The sequence below is a fragment of the Beijerinckia mobilis genome (assembly GCF_000745425.1).
Classification (GTDB): domain Bacteria; phylum Pseudomonadota; class Alphaproteobacteria; order Rhizobiales; family Beijerinckiaceae; genus Beijerinckia; species Beijerinckia mobilis.
The window spans coordinates 192320-210544 of sequence record NZ_JQJH01000004.1 but is presented as its reverse complement, the minus strand read 5'-3'; the positions used below and the strand labels follow the sequence as shown (position 1 = coordinate 210544).

Here is an 18225-nt window from a genome sequence, read left to right as displayed (position 1 = left end):
ATAATCGCTGATCACCTTTCATGCCAGAACCCGTGTCTGGAGAAAATTGCGCTGACAAGCGGTCACGAGAAAGATCGCGGCGAAGGATGTTCAATGAAAGCGGTTCTATTGCTGAGCTTGACCCTCCACTGTTGCAGCCTGTATTGTGGGATAAATACCCACACGAGGCAAAAGCAATGATTCGCATCCTCAAGACCGGCGCATCTCAGTCCCAGTCGCCGATCGTCGATAGGAAACAGAATTCTGCACAAACGCGTAAATTTGCCCGGCTCCGCCCCAATCGCGGACCCCATTTTTCCGGGCTGATACGCAGCCTGTTTTTCCTAGCCATCGTGGCCACACTTCTGACCGTCGCCGCTTACGCGCCAGGGCTTTATCCCTCAGACGATACCATGGTCATCCTGAACAAGAAATTCGAGTTCGGCTTCGGCTCGGGAGAGGATGAATACAGGCCGATCGACGCCTTATGCGGCTCAATCGGTTCATGCCAATATGGCGGCCTCGAGCCGCAATCACCCCGCCCGTGATAGTCCGTATCACAAAGACTTGAACGATCCCGGCGGATCCTAATCGATCCGCTCCTGCTTATTGCCGCAGGCTCATTCAGGGCAATCTCATATCCATTCCGGAATGAACCGGGCTTTGTCGTTCCGCACGCAAACAAAATGGCGCCTGGAGACCAAGACCAAGTTGCATCGATTCCAAGCTTTTGGACACAGTGAAATCCGGTCTGAGAACCGCCGCCCGACAGTCATGCAAGCAAGTTCCAGCGAAGGTGTGTCCCAATGAGCCACGCTCATTGGGACTTGGAAATCGGAATAACCCTCGTCGCCGAGAACCGGATTACCGTTTCGATGAAACCGCTTCGCGATGGGGATGACGCTGGCACGGAAATGAAAATCAACGATCTTTTGTCAAGAGAGCGTTTCGGAAGCATCCGAAAGCGTCTTATCGTGATGTGTGCGATTCCAATCGATCGTAAGGTATGTGGATGGAACGGACGATTACATTCCGTCCCATCCGGGAAATATCATCAACGACCAAATGCAACGCGCGCGATGACATCGGCTTCCTCTAGATCCTCCGCATCGGAAACGGACGGTTCTTCGTAGAACGGACGGGAGAAGCCGGATGCATTCCAGGCCTCGCGCGTCGTCCATTCACAGATCATGACCTTGCGATCGCCTTTCGGATCGAGACAATCCACCGTGCCATGCACGACAGCAGGATTGAAGAAGATCACATCGCCCTTGTTCATCTCAAACGACACTTTCTGATTGCCATCAATACGATCAGGCACTTTCGCATTGACCTTCGGCCAGCCGCGGCTGAACAGACGCCACCAGTTCTCCGGCTCATCGGCCAACTTCCGCGAAAGCTCCTGAAGCTCCGGATTCTCCGCGATCACTTCGTCGTAAAGTCTTGGCATCAATGTCCGGTGGCTACCGGGAATCAGATAGAAACGGCCGCTTTCGGCATCGATATTTTCGAGCGCACACCATGTGCGGCATACGCTATAGGGCGCATCCGGAGACCGAAAGGCCGTATCGACATGCGCCCGCATGTTTCCCGGCTCCCACAACGAGCTGCGGGCGAAGGAAAGAATCGGCTCTGCTCCGAACAGCTCGGCAAGCACGCGCCGCATGATGCGATTGAAGATCAGCTTACGCGCCAGTTCGTTACGATAATGCAGATCAAGCATTGCCGCCATAAAGGCATCGTCGGTTTCGATCGGCAGGGAAACAAGGCTCTCGAGATCGACCACACCGAAACGGGCACATAAAGCCAACACTTGCTTCAGATGTTCATCGATCAGATCGGGCGGGAGGATGTTTTTGCAAATGACATAGCCTTGGGTACTGAAATCCTCACGCCAATCTTTCTGCATGATCTTTCCTGACACAGTTTAAAGAACAGCACTCGTATACGAAGCCGTATTCAGGCACACACCTCCCCCAATCCGGTGCGAGGCCCGGCGCGTAGGGAACAATGCTAAAAGATGCACCCTGTCTGCGATGGGAGCGCCGGACAGCGATCCGACGCTCTCCTTATTGTCTCGGCATCGAGACAATCCCGAATGGTGCAATTTCGGGCAGGATGCCGGAGCAGCATGCGCTCATGGCAATACTATATAAAAAAATATACAGATCAAGCGCCTTTTCATAGGGTCTTATGCGCGACCGTCACACCCGTTCAAACCTCTCAGGGACCTGTCAATATCGACCCATTCCGTCGTGAACCGGCAAAGCGGAGACCGCACGGGACGAATGGGGAGAAACACCAACGGCAAAACTGGGAGGATCCCTTGGCGCCGATTGAATGTTCCGATCGTATCGATGGACCGAATGGCGATAGGAGCGGGATCTGGGGATCGGATGAAACCCGCGCCCCGCTCCAGTTCAGCCCTATCGGCCATTGATATCTGGCACGGATGGTCGGAGGTTTCAACGAAAAATTTGAAGAAAATCCTTATAAAACAACAATATATTTATACTAAATCAAATTCGGCAGAAAATGTCCGGAGGAATTTTGAGGCAAGGCCCTGACGCAGAACAGATTTTTCCAGCCGGGCAGCGCCAGTGACTGAAATGCTGCCAGACTTCGCTTCCTACGGAGAATCAGGGCTGTCGAGAGGTAAACGAGATGTGGCCAGAAGAATCCACATTCAAAGCATTTGCGCAAGCCATTGAATTACTTCGTATCTTCATATTTCTGAAAATACTCTGATTTTTCGAGGGGAGCGTTTCTGGAACGATGCGAAACGCGCCAGCGTCACGCCGAAAAGCAAAGATCGCTTTTCGGGAACATCAATGTCTTGAAAGAAAGAGCATCACTCGTGAGGGCGATTTGTCGAGCGATGCTCCAAGGGATGCTCTGAGGATTCTTCACTCGGAAGTGAATCGCCGCAGATGCCAAGACCTTGAGAAAGGGTCACATATTCCAGCACTACCGTCCGGATGCGACCAGAGTGCGTCAAACCCCGCCGAGCCCGACCGAGATAGGGATCGCGCGAGTAACCAGCAGGGATCAGGAAGATGAAAGTGAAGGCTTGGTCGCTCCGACCAGGCGCCGCGCCGGTTTGCGTTCGACGATCACCGTCCGGCCAACCGAACGCTCCCGGCCTTTCGACAGGATGATCTGGCCCGAATTCCGTGGCGCAGCGGATTTCAGAATTTCCGAGCGCACTTCGCTTTCGGGCATATCCATCAGCGAAGCCGCGATTTCGATCTGCTCATTAAGCTGGTCGGTCAATCCCTGAGCTGCGACGATCGCCTCCTTCAGGGTCGGCGGGTCGTGACGGACACGACGCGGACCGAATTTGGTTTGCCAGACTGAAGACGTCATGATGCCTCTTCTCCACGTGCCGACAGCTCACGATTCCGGTCCATGAAATGGCCGCTAGACGCAATTTGCCGCAGTGCAACCGTACAAGATGCGCAATTGCTCATATGCCGGGGAGAAGATTGAAAAACCTTTGCCTCCCTCGACCTGATCGCGCGATCAGTGATTTTGCAGCGCAATATACGGATCGGCTTTTTTCTAATCAATCAGGGGAGGGATGCGTCAAACAGGCGCGGGCAAAATGTTGAAATGCGCGGGCCCGATGCGAAAGCGCCTGGGAACCATCGGCAGGGATTCCGTGTTTTTCCTGCTGGTCCATTTCACCGAAGGTCCGCTCGAAGCCCTCGGGCAGAAAAATCGGATCATAGCCGAAGCCTTGCGTTCCGCGCGGCGGAAACACCAATGTCCCGTAAACCTTTCCTTCAAAAGAAAAAGTTTCGCCACTGGGAAAGGCGAGCGCAAGCGCAGAGACGAAATGCGCAGTCCATGGCGGCTGAACGCCTCTTTGCCCCAGCTCCGTTTCGATCCGGCGCATGGCGGCGCCAAAATCCTTGCTCTCTCCGGCCCAGCGGGCCGAAAACAGGCCTGGCGCGCCTTCAAGCCCATCGACGCAGAGACCAGAATCGTCGGCAAATGCCGGCAGCCGTGATAAAGCCGCCGCCGAGCGCGCCTTGATGAGTGCATTTTCTATGAATGTCGTGCCGGTCTCATCAGGCTCCGGCAGGGAAAGCGCTCCCGCCGAAATGGCCTCTACCGCATAAGGCGCAAGCAATTCGCACATTTCGCGCAACTTGCCCGCATTATGCGTCGCGATGACAAGCCGGTCGCCGCCGCCTGTATAACCGGAAGGAAGAGGAGACAGCGGCATCGTTCAGCCGATCACGCTTTTCTGAATGGCGACGAGTTGGCTGATGCCGTCGCGGGCAAGGGCCAGCAACAACCCCAATTCCTCCTCGGTAAAGACCGCGCCCTCGGCGCTCGCCTGAACCTCGACAATGGCACCGCTTCCGGTCATTACGAAATTCGCATCTGTCTCGGCGGTGGAATCTTCCGCATAATCGAGATCGATCACCGCTTCGCCCTGCACAATGCCACAGGAGACGGCCGCCACATGATCGCGCACCGGCATCTCTTTTAGCATCGAGCGGCCATACATCCATTTGCAGCAATCATGCAAAGCGACCCATGCACCGGTGATCGCCGCGGTCCGCGTCCCGCCATCGGCCTGTAGAACATCGCAGTCGAGCGTGATCTGCCGCTCGCCGAGTGCTTGCAGATTGGTGACTGCACGCAGGCTGCGGCCGATCAGCCGCTGGATTTCATGGGTACGGCCTGAAATTTTTCCTGAGACGGATTCCCGCCTGCTCCGGGTATGGGTCGCACGCGGCAGCATCGCATATTCCGCCGTTACCCAGCCACGCCCCTGGCCGCGCAGCCATGGCGGTGGCTTGTCCTCCAGCGAAGCGGTGCAGAGAACATGCGTACCGCCGAATTTGACGAGGCAAGAGCCCTCGGCATAGCGAGCGACATTGCGTTCGAGAGTCACCGGACGCAAGTCCTTGGCGGCACGTTGAGATGGGCGCATGGAAATTTCCTGGATGAGGGAGTGGCGCGCGGGCACCCGCCAACCCCGAAAGTAACAGGGCGGAAAAAGACAGTTCGACGAAGCTGTTCCCGCCCCAAGCAGCCGCCTTTAGCGCGGTTTCAGCATGAACGGAACCCTAAAGGTCGATTTTCCCACGAATCTAGGAACGAGGAATAGGCCTTCCTCGCCAGAGAAGTCGCAATTGGCCGTCCAATGCACCTGACCCGCCCGGCACCAATAATTTTAGCGACATCAGCCCAATTGGAGCGAAGTCAGATGCGGTGCGCCTCTCTGGGAATCCTCCCGCACCGTTCCAGCCGAATCCACAGCCAAGATACCCAGCTGGCGGCAGATCAACCTTCAGGGCGTCGCCGGATCCGTACAGACCGGCACGCCCGGCAGACAGGCAATGCCCGGCGTTGAACAATGCACGGCGCCCTCTCCATCGCGAAGACAAACCGAGCAGGCGTCTGTCCATTCCCGGCATTGCGGCATCATCGCGCCAAATCGTTCGACAGTGACCTGTAAGGGCGGATCTGCGACCGGCGACGGCACAAGAATGAAGAGCACTGCGAGCCCCGCGGGCAACACGAACTTATGAAGCGAATCAACCGCCGTGAACGAGAGAGCCATGCGGCGCCAAGACCTTTCCTCTCGGCATGTGCCCACGCGGTGGCACGTGCCGCATCTCTCCGCGCCTCGATGCGGCGGGATGAGAATGACAGAAGACGAAACACCAAAGCCAAATAGGGATGTGACACGATGCAGCAACAACATTGATCGGGTCAAATTTTGGGCAGCACGCCTGTCTGATAGCGCACACTATCACCCCATCCATCCGATGATAGCCACCGCTATCATAATGACGAAAAGCGATATTGGTGCCCTTTGCGTCAATTTTCCCCGCGATCCGACATAAAAGCTCTTTGTGGCCTTCAAGCGTTATGTTGCCGCTTTGCCACAACGCTTCTCTTAATGTCCGACCACCCCTTATAATCGTTTAAATACAAAGCTAAGGCAAAGACGATCACAACGATGGCATTGCCGACCTGCCGGGCTGACGTTGTGATGGAACCGAATGCGGATGAATACGCCTTATCCGAATCCGATTTCCATGCCGCGCTATGCGTTGGAGGCTTCCACCGCATTCGCCGGTCACACAAGCTCGCGGTCAGCATGACTTGTTATGAATACCGATGCCCCCAAGGAGGACGATGCATTGCATAAATTAGTACGTATTCTCTTAATGAGCCTGCTCTTCGGTTCCTCCATTCTTGCCGCCAACGCCGCCGATCTCGCAGCACCGCGCAATCAGCCACCAGCCGTCGAAACACCCCTCCCCGATGCCTTCCAGCCCTGGCAGATCCGTTTGCGCGCGGTCGGTCTCCTGACGCATCCAGGTGGCGGCGATATGAACACCCTCAACGGCAATGCCTTCGTCAGCAACGGCCTCAAAGCCAGTAATGCCGTCATTCCGGAAATCGACGTCAGCTATTATCTGACCAAGAATTTCGCTTTGGAGCTCGTCTGCTGCATTTCCTATAACAAACTGTTCCTGAAGGGCGGTCCTCTGGCGAATACGCAGGTCGGCGATACCTGGGTCTTCCCGCCCACCCTCATGCTGCAATATCACTGGACCGAATTCGGCAAATTCCAGCCCTATATCGGCGTCGGTGTTAACTACACGCATTATTTCAATCAGCAGGCGGCCTATGGCGTGCTGAGCCATCTGAACGTCACCGATTCCTGGGGCATCGCCGGCCAGGTCGGTTTTGACTATATGATCAATGAACATTGGGGTCTCAACGTCGATCTCAAGAAGATCATGATGAACCCGAATGTCACGGCAAGCCTCAGCGACGGCACCATCGTGCATGGCCATGCCGGCATCAATCCCTGGCTCGTTGGCGCCGGTATCACCTATCGCTTCGGTGGTCCGGATCCGCTGCCTCCGATTGCCGCCCGCTATTGAGCGTTGCAGTCTCGAGCGGTCGCCCAGATTGCGCTTGCGGTTCGATGCATGACCGGAAAGTCGGGCTTAGCGCATACATCCTCTATGTTACCTGAGACTCGAGCGCCTTCCTTATAAGGCTCTCATGCATCCTTCTCTTGGCGCGGGCTCCTCCGTTACGGGTGGGCTCGCGCTGATGTTTCAGTTGATGGCAGCGTGCCATTCCGGCTCCATCAGGTAGCAAATTATCTCACTGGAAAATGGACATTCCATTTCTGACGACATTTGAGGCGTTTACGGAAATAAAGACCATCGCTCTGGTTCCTGTCATTGAGCGAGGCTTTATTGTCGTCCCCGTAAATTGCCGCCCCTGGAAGGCCCTTTTATCTCGCTTTTCCTACCCAACTGGTGCGGCGCTCACTCCAAGGCGCTCGTAACCCTTTGATGGATTTCATAGCACGAAGGCTCTCGAAGAGTTTCCAGAGCGATCGGGAGAGACAGTGCGTTGCGAGACCAGACGCCTCATGCTAGAGGAGCGAAATTATTTCGCCTCTGCGTCTCTCGTAGACGAGCTGATCCGCAAAATTTTGGGATCACGCCGCGACTCACGCCGCTTTGACTGTCCCTACTTCGACAAGGCTTCTTCGACGAGGCTTCAAGGACAATGCTCCCAAGGCATTTCCAAGACGAACAGGCCAAATGCAAAGCGTTCCTTAAACAGCCCCATTCAGCCGGCTTTTCCGTGACCTCATCACCTTCCATCGTCATGCGTCTCGATTGCGACGAGGCAAAAGCCAACCGGATCGCCGATCTCATCGTCGAAACTTTCGACCCGGAAGAGATCGCCGCGAGCACTTTCGAGCGCAAGCCGGAAAATGGCGGCCAGCCCGGCTGGGGCATTGAAGTCTTTTTCGCCTCACCTCCCGACGAGGACAATCTGCGCGCCTTCATCGAGTCCGTCGCTGGACCTGAAGCTGCACATGCGCTCGTCTTCGAACAGATCGAACAGCGCGATTGGGTCGCCGCTTCTCTCGAAGGCTTGCCACCCGTCCGCGCCGGCCGCTTTCTGGTCCACGGCGCACATCGCCGCGATGCTGTTCGGCCCAGTGACATCGCTATCGAGATCGAGGCCGCGCTCGCTTTCGGCACCGGCCATCACGGCTCGACGCGTGGCTGCCTTCTGATGTTCGATCGCGTTGTGAAAAAGCAGTCTCCACGCAAAGTGCTCGATCTCGGCACAGGGTCGGGCGTGCTCGCCATGGCGGCGGCGCGTCTGCTCCACCGGCCGGTCGAGGCTTGCGACATCGATCGCGATTCGGTTATCGCCGCGCGGGACAATGCACGCCATAACGGTGCCGGTGCCTTTATCCACCCGGTCGTCGCTTCGGGCACCAGCCATCCGCGCATTCGCGCCGGCGCTCCTTATGATCTCGTCTTCGCCAATATTCTCGCACGCCCCTTGCGCGGGCTCGCTCCAGCCATCGCGCGGGTCACCCGCCCCGGCGCCGACATCATCCTGTCCGGCCTGCTAGCCCGTGATGTAGCAGGTGTACTCAGCGCCTATCGTCTCCAGGGAATGGCCTTCCGCCACCGTCTCGATCTCGACGGATGGGTGACCTTACATCTGCAGAAATAGGGCAAAGATCGCCCTGCTTACCGCCTGCTGCCTAAGTGGACGCGGACCAAGTGCAGCGTCAATCGGCGCGCGGCGCTCGATTGGCTATGTCGCGCAAGGCTTCGAGAATATAGACACGGATGGCGGAAGACAGGTTTTTGCGGGAAAGCGCATTCTCGATGCGCAAGGCATCGATTTCCGCGATGAGCGCCGCCACGGAAAGATGGCGCTCAAGAGCCATCTCCTTCAAAGCTTCCCAGAAAGCGCTTTCAAGTGAGATGCTCGTCGCGTGACCGGCGATGGTGACCGAATGTTTGATGATGCCGGCAGCCGATGCGGGCATGGCAGCAACCGAGCCGGATGACGAGCCTTCCCGCATGCGTCCTTCCTCCCGGCGCTCAATCGACGCTGTCGCCAGCGTTCTTTTCCGGTTCCTTCAGGAGATGATGAGCGTCGAGATGAGCCTCCGCGCGCTGCCTCTCATTCGCGGTTTTCTCGCGTTCGGCACGCGTGCGGCCATGGAGCAGACGATTGGCCGCAGCTTCCACCTCCCGCGTTTGCCGCGCCTTGTCCTTGCGCACACGGCGAAGATTGACGAGATCGCCCATAATGGCCTCAGGTCTTCTTGCGGAACGCGTCGATCGAAACGACCTTGGCTTCCTCGGGTGTAGCTTCCGCCTCCGTTTCGGTGGCTGATCCGTCTTTTCCGGAGGCCGCCGCTTCCTCGCGGGTTTTTGACACGAGAAACGGCCCACCAGCTTCGGATTTGCGTTCCGCTACAGGCACGCCTGTATCATTGGCGCCGGCTTCCACAGCCTCTTCCTCGATCTCGAATTTAAGAGCGAAAGGAACGGAGGGGTCGAAAAAGCCAGTCACGGCATCAAAGGGAATCCGCAGGATTTCCGGTATCCCCTTGAAGGAAAGCCCGACCTCGAAAGCCTGATCGTTGACGCTCAAATCCCAGAACTGATGCTGGAGGATGATCGTCATTTCATCGGGATATTGTTCGCGCATCACGGTCGAGAGACGCACTCCCGGCGCATGCGTCTTGAACGTGATGTAGAAATGATGTTCGCCGGGCAGACCTTCCCGCATGGCATCGGTCAGAACCTTGCGGACAACACCGCGCAAGGCGTCCTGAACAAGGAGATCGTAGCGGATAAGGTCAGAAGCCATGGACAGTCCAATCAAGGGCGGGCCGTTCTGCGCGAAGGCTAGCCACACACGCCGAGAACGAAAGGCGAAATGAACTTGTAATGCATCCGCTGTCTCGAATGAAGCGGAACCTCCAATTCGATGCGGAAAGAATGCATCAATCGTACCCCGTGAAACGCGTTCACGGCAAATCGACAGGCAGGAGGAGCGGATCGCACAGGAAAGTGGAGGCTTCTGTTGCCAGGTGCCTCCGAACCCCGCCTTAGAGTGCTACCCCTAAGGGCTTTGAATCGGTACTATTACCGCATTACGCGGCAACGGCCACCGGAGCATAGTTGTCGTTGGCAACTATAAGATCGGCCCGATGACGGCGGAACCATGCCGAGCGAAAGGTCATCCTTTACACCCCCCGTCGAACCTATTTCGCCCCCGCCAAAACTCATTGTCGTCAGAGCGATTGCCGCCGGAGCATGCCCGCGGCAAATTGCGATCAATGGGTTTTGGTGGAGGCGCCGGGTACCGCCCCCGGGTCCGAAGAGCTTATTTCGAAGCCGTTTATCGCCATAGCCGCAGAGCGGCAGGTTTCATATAAGCCATATTGAGCGAATTACAAAGGCCGTCACCGCTTTTCCACCACCCGTTCCGGTGAAATCCGTCACCATGAAATCCGTCGTGCGGAAATTCCTGCAAAGGACGTTTCTCCCATGATCCCATCGCGAGATACACAATCGACGCCGGAGCTGCTGGCGAAACCCTATCGATTGACCGGACTTTGCCTCAGCCTCGTCGCCATAGGGCTCATCACTTTGGTGATCGGATGCTTTCTCGCCGGTCTCGTTTTCATCGTGAGACCATTCTTTCCGCCCGTAGCACCATTGGCCCGGGATATTCTCGCCCTCGCCGATCTCAAACACCATCCACTTCCCCGCGAGAGCCTCAAAACACTCGGACTGCTTTTGTCCTTCGTCCTTTATACGAATCTATCTCTGGCGATTCTTTTGGTTGCCCGCTGGCGGGGTGGCCCGGCGTTCGCTTCGCTCTTAGGCTGGCAATCCTGGCACCCGATCCGGAATGGCGGACTGTTCTGGCGTCTCACCATCCTGACGATCCTCTATGGATTCACCATCGATCTGGCGATGGCCCATCTTTATCCGCCCTCGCAGGACTGGTTCGTCATGCCGAAAATGTGGAAGGGCGCGGCGCTTATCATCCTCCTCGCGGTCGTCTTCGCGCCCATCGCCGAGGAACTTCTGTTTCGCGGCTGGATTCAGACGAGCCTCACCGCGCAATTCGGACCACGCCCTGCGATCATGGCCAGTTCACTCCTTTTTGCATTCGCTCATTATGAAAAGACCCATCTCTACGCGCTGGTGGTTTTGCCGATAGGTCTCGCTCTGGGCGTCCTGCGGGAACGCAACGGCCTCAAGGCCTCGATCGCCCTGCACGCGTGCTTCAACGGAGCCGCGAGCGCTTTAGCTTTCGTGTGATGATCTGCAGTGATTATAAAGGACGGACCAATCGCAATCCTATCACTGCATCTCGAGACAACAGGCCCCAATGGCAACGCCCCTCTCCGCTCCCAATGAGCGGGCCGCTTCCTCCCCTCCCCTCTCCGACGCGCGGCAAAAAGAAATCGCCGAGGCACGCGAGAATCGGGCGCAAACCCTGCGCCCAACCGTCCCGGCACTCGAGGCAATGCTGCACGAGCCCATGCCCGTGCTCGACCATGGCTTCGTGCGTGTCATCGATTATATGGGCGATGATTCGGCAGTGGTTCAGGCAGCGCGTGTCTCCTATGGGCGCGGCACCCGCAAGGTGAGCGAGGATCGCGGCCTCATCCGCTATCTGATGCGCCACCGTCATACGACGCCCTTCGAAATGTGCGTCCTCAAGCTGCACGTCAAATTGCCGATTTTCATCGCGCGGCAATGGATCCGCCACCGCATGGCGAGCATCAACGAGATTTCGGCGCGCTATTCCATTCTCGACAATGAGTTTTACCTGCCGGCGCCCGAACATCTCGCCGCGCAATCCACTGACAACCGGCAGGGGCGCGGCGCCGTGCTCGCGGGAGAAGAAGCCGAACGCGTGCTCAACCTGTTGCGCGAGGATGCCTTACGCAATTATCGCGATTATGAATTCATGCTCAATGAAGGCGAGACGCAGGATCCGGCGCGCAAGGGCCTGGCGCGGGAACTCGCCCGCATCAACCTCACCCTGAACACCTATACGCAATGGTATTGGAAGGCCGATCTTCACAACCTTCTGCATTTTCTCAGCCTACGCGCCGATAGCCATGCCCAGTATGAAATCCGCGCCTATGCCGAAACCATCCTGAAGATCGTCGAGGCCTGGGTCCCGCTGACGCATGAAGCCTTCGTCGATTACCGGCTCGGCGCCGTCACGTTGTCGAAAACCGCCGTCGGACTGGTCGGACGAATGATCCGCGGGGAAAAAATCACCCAGGCGACGAGTGGCCTCGGCGAGCGGGAATGGCGCGAATTCGCCGCAGCACTCGGATTGGATCCGGCTTCCTGAACTCGCTCGGAGGGAGCTGCGGCTTATCCCTTCGCGGCCGCATAGGCCTTGAGAGCGGCCGCGACTTCCGTCACCCTTTTGCCCTGGAAGCGCGCGACGTCGAGATCCTCTGCAGTCGGTGGCGTCGCCTGGTTATGGGACACGGCCGAGGCGCCATAAGGTGTCCCGGCCTTATAGAGGCTCGGGTCGGCATAGCCGGTCGGCACGATGATCAAACCGAGATGGGCCAGCGGATTATACATGGAGAGGAGCGTCGATTCATTGCCGCCATGGGTGGTCGAGGTCGAGCAGAAGACCGCCCCCGCCTTGCCGTTGAGCTTGCCCTGCACCCAAAGGCCGCCGAGCCCGTCGAGATAGGCCTTGAGCTCGGAGGAAATCGCGCCAAAACGGGTCGGCGTACCGAGGACGATCGCATCGGCCCATTCCGCATCGGCGGCGCTCGGCGCCTCGTAGCGGGCGTTCATGGCGTCGGCAGCTTCCTTCCAGCCCTTGGCATAGGCCATGATTTCCGGCGAGACGATTTCGCGCGCGCGGCGCAACCGGACCTCAGCCCCCGCCGCTTCGGCGCCTTCAGCAATGCCTCTGGCCAGAGCTTCGGTCACGCCCGTGCGGGAATAGAAAGCGATGAGAACCCTGGTTTCCGCCATGTGCCATTGCCTTTCGCGCCATAAGGTGCGTTCGCGCAACCTTTCGACGGTCCTGCTTTTTCAGCGAATGGAACCGCCTCACGAAAAACCACCGGGGGCAAAGCAGAGTTCCGGCATCTGTCGGAAGCCGGACTCTCGCAAGATGAAGATGAAATGATATTACTTTTCCGTGATCATCTATCCGTCTCAATACCGAGAGAGAGAAAGGTCACGGACTGATAGATTACCGCCGTCCCTTCCGGGATTTTTTACTATTCGCGCCAGGATCTTTTGCCCGCCATGTCTCAAGACCGTATCCGTCGGCCCTCCCTCCTGTCCAAGGTCGTCAGCGCTGACGAAGCCGCAAGCCTCATTAAAGACGGCATGACCGTCGGAATGAGCGGTTTCACACGCGCTGGCGAGGCCAAGGCTGTTCCGCTCGCCCTCGCCGCGCGGAACGCCAGCAATCCTGTTAAGATCACTTTGATGACCGGTGCATCGCTCGGCAATAATATCGACAAGCTTCTGACGGAAGCCGGTGTGCTCGCCCGCCGCCTGCCCTTCCAGGCCGACCCGACCCTGCGCAACGCGATCAATCACGGCGACGTGATGTTCATCGATCAGCACCTTTCGGAAACCTCGGAATTCCTCCGCTCGCGCCAGATGAAGCCGGTGGACATCGCCCTTGTCGAAGCAGCGGCGATCACCGAGGATGGCGGCATCGTTCCGACGACGTCGGTCGGCAATTCGGCGACCTATGTGACGCTTGCCGAGAAGGTCATCGTCGAGGTCAATTCGAGCCATTCAGCGGCGATCGAGGGCATGCACGACATCTATATTCCCGGCAAGCGGCCGCACCGCCAGCCCTATCCGGTCATGGCCGCCGACAGCCGTATCGGCACGCCCTATATTCCCTGCGATCCCGACCGGATCGCCGCAATCGTCTTCACCGACAAATTCGATAGTGCAGCGACCAATACGGCGCCCGATCCAGAAACGATCTCCATTGCCGGACATCTCACCGATTTCCTCGCCAATGAAGTGAAACAGGGCCGTCTGTCGAACAGCCTGAACCCGCTCCAGGCCGGCATCGGCAATATCGCCAATTCCGTGCTCTACGGGCTCGTCCATAGCCCCTTCGAGGAGATGACCATGTATAGCGAAGTGCTGCAGGACAGCACGATCGCTCTGCTCGATTCCGGCAAGCTGCTCTTCGCCTCGGGTTGCTCGATGACGCTGACGCAGCCAGTCGGCGACGCGGTCTACGCCAATCTCGACAAATACAAGAACCGCCTCGTCCTGCGTCCGCAGGAAATCAGCAACCATCCGGAAATCATCCGCCGCCTCGGCATCATCGCCATCAACACGGCGCTGGAATGCGACATTTATGGCAATGTCAATTCCACCCATGTCAACGGCACGCATATGATGAACGGCATCGGCGGTTCGGGCGATTTCGCGCGCAATGCCTATATGTCGATCTTCGTCGCCAAATCGACCGCCAAGGATGGCGCGATCTCGACCGTCGTGCCGATGGTCACGCATTGCGACCACACCGAACATGACGTCGATATTCTGGTGACGGAACATGGCCTCGCCGATCTTCGGGCGCTCGCCCCGCGCGAACGGCCGAAGATCGTCATCGAGAAATGCGTCGATCCGGCCTATCGCGATCAGGCTTTCGATTATTACAATCGCGCCCTGGCCCGCGGCGGCCAGACACCGCATGTACTCGAGGAAGCCTTCTCCTGGCATGCGCACCGCGCCAAGACCGGCAGCATGAAGCTCAGCTGATCAAACGCATTCCCGCCGTCACGCCGGCCATAACGATCGTGATCCAGGCGGAGATTTTGTCAGGGCGGAGGTTTTACCTCCGCCCTTTCTTGTCTGAACGGGCGTTGGCGTGAGGCCGTGTCAGGGTCTTAGCAGCACCAGTTCGAAGACCACCTGTGTATCCAGTTCCATCGTCTGCGTCCCCGGCTCGACGGGGACGATAGCCGCGCCATCGGCCTGCGCGAAGGACGCTTTCGCCGCCCGCATCATCGGAATGGGGCCACCGGAGAAATTCTGCGGCTGGATCACCAGAACTCGGCCCGGCTGCAGCCCGAGCGGCGCCGCATAGCCTTTCGCCTGTGTCAAAGCATCTTTCATCGCATCCTCACGCAGACGCGAGAGAACGCCTTCCTTGTTCGACAGATCGAATTCGATATTTTCGATCATATTGGCGCCTTTATCCAAAAGGCTGCCGGCGAGCTGCCCGACGCGGGCTGTCGGCGAAACCCGCAGAACGAAACTATTGGTGGCTTTGTATCCGCGTAGAACGCGTTTCCGCTGGCGGGGAGAGGGTTCGTCACTTTCGTCATAGACGGGCGCGAGCGTGATCCGCACCGTCCTGATATCCCGCGCGGCAATCCCCTGACTCTTCAGAGAGTCGATCAAAGCCTGAACGGCGCTGGCATTTTCCGTCGCGGCCGTGGCAGCCTGCGCATTTTCCGTCACAACGCCAATGGTGATCAGGGCCGTATCCGGGACAACATCCAGGCTCGCATGACCGGTCACGGAGACAGTCGGCACGCTCTCGCGCAAGGGTACACCCAAAGCTGGAACGCCCGAGGGCGGAACAGAGGGAGCCTGCGCAAGCGCGCCGGAAACCGACGACAAAGCGAAAACAGTTGGAAGCGTGAGCGCAACGAGCACCGAATTCCGACTCATCTTTAGACCTTCCGGAAGAAGAACAGCCTGATGGATGAATGAACAGCTTTGATGAATAAAGCCTGATCCGGGGCCATTTTGCCGGAAGGGCATCCGAAGGATGAATGGCCACCGCGGCTTTCTCATGGCTCCGGTACGGGAATGCTGTTCAGCCAGCACGTCGTGCAGACAAACCACCGAAAACATTCCATCGCTGCACGACCAATGATAAAAGAGGCCATGATCGAAACCTCTATCCTGCCAGCGCCGGTCCTCGAACAGAACCCGCAAGACGCGCCGAAAGCCCTGCCCTCGCTGCTTGGAGCGACGCGCGAGGAGCTCGCCGCCGCCCTTGCCGCGATCGGCGTGCCCGAGCGCGAATTGCGCATGCGGACCACGCAAATCTGGCACTGGATTTATTTTCACGGCATCCGCTCTTTCGACTCGATGCTGAATGTCGGCAAGAATCTGCGGACCGCCTTGGCCGAGCATTATTCCCTTGAACGGCCACAGGTCATCAGCGAGCAGCTTTCGACCGATGGCACACGCAAATGGCTGATCCGGCTCGCTTCCGAGACGGAAGGCGCGCGCGGGGATGAAGTCGAATGCGTCTATATTCCCGAAAGCGACCGCGGCACCTTATGCATTTCAAGTCAGGTCGGCTGCACCCTCACCTGCACTTTCTGCCACACCGGGACGCAGAAACTGGTCCGCAACCTCACCGCAAGGGAAATCGTTGCGCAACTCGTCGTGGTGCGCGAGAAGCTCGGCGATTTTCCCGGGCTCGTGCCGCCAAAGGATGGTCTTCTGCCCGGTGAAGGCAACCGGCCCATCACCAATATCGTCTTCATGGGCATGGGGGAGCCGCTTTATAATTTCGACAATGTCCGCAAAGCCGTCGGCGTCCTTTCCGATGGTGAGGGCCTCTCCCTTTCGCGCCGCCGCATCACCGTTTCCACCGCCGGCGTCGTCCCGCAGATGGAAGCCTTGGGTCGCGAAGCCGGCAGCATGCTCGCGGTCTCGCTCCATGCCGTGCGCGATGAGTTGCGCGACAGACTGGTGCCCCTCAACCGCAAATATCCCATCAAGGAATTGCTCGATGCCTGCCGGAGCTACCCCGGCGCCACCAACGCCCGGCGCATCACCTTTGAATATGTGATGTTGAAGGGTATCAACGATTCCCCCGCCGAGGCGCGCGAACTCGTCCGGCTCTTGAAAGGCATTCCGGCCAAGATCAATCTCATTCCCTTCAACCCATGGCCAGGCGCACCCTATGAGTGCTCGGATTGGGATACGATCGAGCGGTTTTCAACGATTGTCTTCAACGCCGGTTACGCGAGCCCCGTCCGCACGCCGCGCGGTCGCGACATTCTCGCCGCCTGCGGCCAGCTGAAAAGCGAAACCGAAAAGCTGCGCGCCCGCGCCCGTCTCATCGCTGAAAGTTAAGCTTCAGCGCCGGTCCGGCACGGCGGCCTTGAAGGCCAGTGCCGCGATGAAAAGAGAAATCACCGCATTCCACCCGGCGAGCGAAAGTCCAAGAATTCGTAGCGCCGCTTCATCACAGCGCACGACCTTCACACTCTGTAATTGCTGCCAGAATTCGTCCATCGATCCGGCCTTCTGCAAAGGTCCGGTACAATCGGTCGGCCCCTGCCAGAAGCCCCATTCGACGCCGGCATGGTAAAATCCAAAGCCTGCGCTGACGAGAAACAGCAGGGCGAGGAGGCCGCAAAGCATCCGGCTCGTTCCCTGCGCACCGCGCCCCACGGCATAAAGCGCGGAGAGACCGATCGGCAGCGCCGCATAATAAGGCCAGCGCTCCTTGAGGCAAAGCTCGCAGGGCACGACTCCAGAAAACTGGAAGATCCAGGCCCCTGCCAGCGTAGCGGCTGCCAGAACGAGAATAGCGAGGATCAAAGTACGTCGCGGGTGGGACAAAAGCTTCTGCAGCATCACAAAACGCGCGTGGCGATCCAGAAGCCGCCGACGACCGCGACGAGCAGAAGGATCAGAAAGAGACCGAAATATTGATCGAGGATCCGTTTGATCGGCTCTCCGTAAAAGGTCAAAAGGAGCGCCTCGATGAAGAAACGGGCGCCGCGCGTCAGCAGGCAAAGGACCACGAACAGCGGGATATTGTAGCCGAGCAAGCCGCTGGTGATCGTCACGATCTTGAAGGGAATCGGGGTAAGACCCTTGATGAGAATGACCGCCCAACCCCATTGGCTGTAAAGCGCCCGCAATTCCTCGACACGCGACCCATAGCCATAAAGATGAATCAGCCATTGCCCGACGGTTTCATAAAGCAGGGCGCCAATCGCATAGCCGAGCATCGCGCCCAGAACCGATCCGATGGTGCAGATCAGAGCGAAAACCCAGGCCTGCCTTGGCTTGGCGACAGACATAGGCACCAGAAGCGCGTCGGGCGGAATCGGGAAAAAGGAACTTTCGGCAAAAGCGACAAGGCCGAGCGCCAAAGGCGCATGACGGCTTTCCGCCAGACTAAGCGTCCAATCATAGAGCCGTTGAAAGGGTCCACGCCTTTCGGACAGTTCCGCGGTCAATGTCGATTGAGCATCCTTCATAAGGGATCCCATTTCCTCGAAAGTTCGTCGTCCAACCATGAAAAAGCATCGCGCTCAATAAATGGCGCCACGCCTGATCTACCGCGCTCTGCCGGGCGCCCGAAAGCAATGGAATCGCTTCGCGATTCAACATTATC

19 protein-coding genes and 1 other RNA gene are annotated in these 18225 nt (G+C 58.0%); 7 read left to right on the top strand and 13 right to left on the bottom strand.

Translation table 11 applies throughout. The features are described 5' to 3' along the window. Positions 1-86: 86 nt before the first annotated feature. Positions 87-527, top strand: a complete 441-nt coding sequence (locus DL88_RS06360; RefSeq protein WP_156970966.1) for a hypothetical protein — start codon at positions 87-89, stop codon at positions 525-527. A gap of 506 nt (positions 528-1033) precedes the next feature. Here the strand turns inward: DL88_RS06360 and DL88_RS06355 are convergent. The 5 genes from DL88_RS06355 to DL88_RS06335 form a co-directional block, all read right to left on the bottom strand. Next, entirely contained in the window at positions 1034-1888 is an 855-nt protein-coding gene (locus DL88_RS06355; protein WP_034993511.1) for a phytanoyl-CoA dioxygenase family protein, read from the bottom strand. Between the two features lie 1139 nt (positions 1889-3027). After that, complete coding sequence (locus DL88_RS06350) at positions 3028-3345, bottom strand: hypothetical protein (protein ID WP_034993509.1); 318 nt, start codon at positions 3343-3345, stop codon at positions 3028-3030. A 199-nt stretch (positions 3346-3544) separates the two neighbouring features. Next, positions 3545-4210, bottom strand: coding sequence for an RdgB/HAM1 family non-canonical purine NTP pyrophosphatase (rdgB, locus tag DL88_RS06345; RefSeq protein ID WP_051955666.1), 666 nt, complete (start codon positions 4208-4210; stop codon positions 3545-3547). 3 nt (positions 4211-4213) lie between these two features. Then, a complete protein-coding gene (gene rph, locus DL88_RS06340) occupies positions 4214-4927 on the bottom strand; it encodes a ribonuclease PH (protein ID WP_034993507.1) in 714 nt (237 codons plus the stop codon). A gap of 360 nt (positions 4928-5287) precedes the next feature. Then, on the bottom strand, positions 5288-5560 hold the full coding sequence (locus tag DL88_RS06335; RefSeq protein ID WP_034993505.1) for a hypothetical protein: 273 nt from the start codon (positions 5558-5560) through the stop codon (positions 5288-5290). Between the two features lie 553 nt (positions 5561-6113). Here DL88_RS06335 and DL88_RS06330 point away from each other — a divergent pair. Both DL88_RS06330 and DL88_RS06325 read left to right on the top strand, forming a co-directional pair. Next, entirely contained in the window at positions 6114-6899 is a 786-nt protein-coding gene (locus DL88_RS06330; RefSeq protein WP_034993503.1) for an OmpW/AlkL family protein, read from the top strand. 745 nt (positions 6900-7644) lie between these two features. Then, complete coding sequence (locus tag DL88_RS06325) at positions 7645-8514, top strand: 50S ribosomal protein L11 methyltransferase (protein WP_051955681.1); 870 nt, start codon at positions 7645-7647, stop codon at positions 8512-8514. Between the two features lie 58 nt (positions 8515-8572). Here the strand turns inward: DL88_RS06325 and DL88_RS06320 are convergent, their stop codons facing one another. From DL88_RS06320 to ssrA, 4 genes are all read right to left on the bottom strand, one after another. Beyond that, entirely contained in the window at positions 8573-8872 is a 300-nt protein-coding gene (locus tag DL88_RS06320; RefSeq protein WP_245270655.1) for a ribbon-helix-helix domain-containing protein, read from the bottom strand. A gap of 19 nt (positions 8873-8891) precedes the next feature. Further along, complete coding sequence (locus tag DL88_RS06315; RefSeq protein WP_034993501.1) at positions 8892-9101, bottom strand: DUF4169 family protein; 210 nt, start codon at positions 9099-9101, stop codon at positions 8892-8894. 7 nt (positions 9102-9108) lie between these two features. Next, positions 9109-9669 (bottom strand): SspB family protein, encoded by a 561-nt coding sequence (locus tag DL88_RS06310; RefSeq protein ID WP_034993499.1) that lies wholly within the window; start codon positions 9667-9669, stop codon positions 9109-9111. 202 nt (positions 9670-9871) lie between these two features. Next, positions 9872-10266: a transfer-messenger RNA gene (ssrA, locus tag DL88_RS19810) on the bottom strand. An 86-nt stretch (positions 10267-10352) separates the two neighbouring features. Here ssrA and DL88_RS19275 point away from each other — a divergent pair. Then, positions 10353-11135: a CPBP family intramembrane glutamic endopeptidase gene (locus DL88_RS19275; protein WP_051955665.1), complete on the top strand. Its 783-nt coding sequence runs from the start codon at positions 10353-10355 to the stop codon at positions 11133-11135. Between the two features lie 70 nt (positions 11136-11205). Then, a complete protein-coding gene (gene thyX, locus DL88_RS06300; protein ID WP_051955664.1) occupies positions 11206-12186 on the top strand; it encodes an FAD-dependent thymidylate synthase in 981 nt (326 codons plus the stop codon). Between the two features lie 23 nt (positions 12187-12209). On the opposite strand, the gene wrbA is transcribed toward thyX, so the two are convergent. Next, positions 12210-12833 (bottom strand): NAD(P)H:quinone oxidoreductase, encoded by a 624-nt coding sequence (gene wrbA / locus DL88_RS06295; RefSeq protein ID WP_034993497.1) that lies wholly within the window; start codon positions 12831-12833, stop codon positions 12210-12212. Positions 12834-13112: 279 nt separating this feature from the next. Here wrbA and scpC point away from each other — a divergent pair, with 279 nt between their 5' ends. Continuing rightward, positions 13113-14606 (top strand): succinyl-CoA:acetate CoA-transferase ScpC, encoded by a 1494-nt coding sequence (gene scpC / locus DL88_RS06290; protein ID WP_034993495.1) that lies wholly within the window; start codon positions 13113-13115, stop codon positions 14604-14606. A gap of 120 nt (positions 14607-14726) precedes the next feature. Here the strand turns inward: scpC and DL88_RS06285 are convergent, their stop codons facing one another. Next, positions 14727-15524 (bottom strand): SIMPL domain-containing protein, encoded by a 798-nt coding sequence (locus DL88_RS06285; protein ID WP_169741543.1) that lies wholly within the window; start codon positions 15522-15524, stop codon positions 14727-14729. A gap of 219 nt (positions 15525-15743) precedes the next feature. Here DL88_RS06285 and rlmN point away from each other — a divergent pair, with 219 nt between their 5' ends. Beyond that, on the top strand, positions 15744-16949 hold the full coding sequence (rlmN, locus tag DL88_RS06280) for a dual-specificity RNA methyltransferase RlmN (protein WP_084705003.1): 1206 nt from the start codon (positions 15744-15746) through the stop codon (positions 16947-16949). Between the two features lie 3 nt (positions 16950-16952). Here the strand turns inward: rlmN and DL88_RS06275 are convergent, their stop codons facing one another. Both DL88_RS06275 and DL88_RS06270 read right to left on the bottom strand, forming a co-directional pair. Beyond that, entirely contained in the window at positions 16953-17456 is a 504-nt protein-coding gene (locus DL88_RS06275) for a disulfide bond formation protein B (protein ID WP_034993489.1), read from the bottom strand. Next, entirely contained in the window at positions 17456-18088 is a 633-nt protein-coding gene (locus tag DL88_RS06270) for a YqaA family protein (protein WP_051955661.1), read from the bottom strand. The genes DL88_RS06275 and DL88_RS06270 overlap by 1 nt, the downstream gene beginning before the upstream one ends. Positions 18089-18225 lie beyond the last annotated feature (137 nt).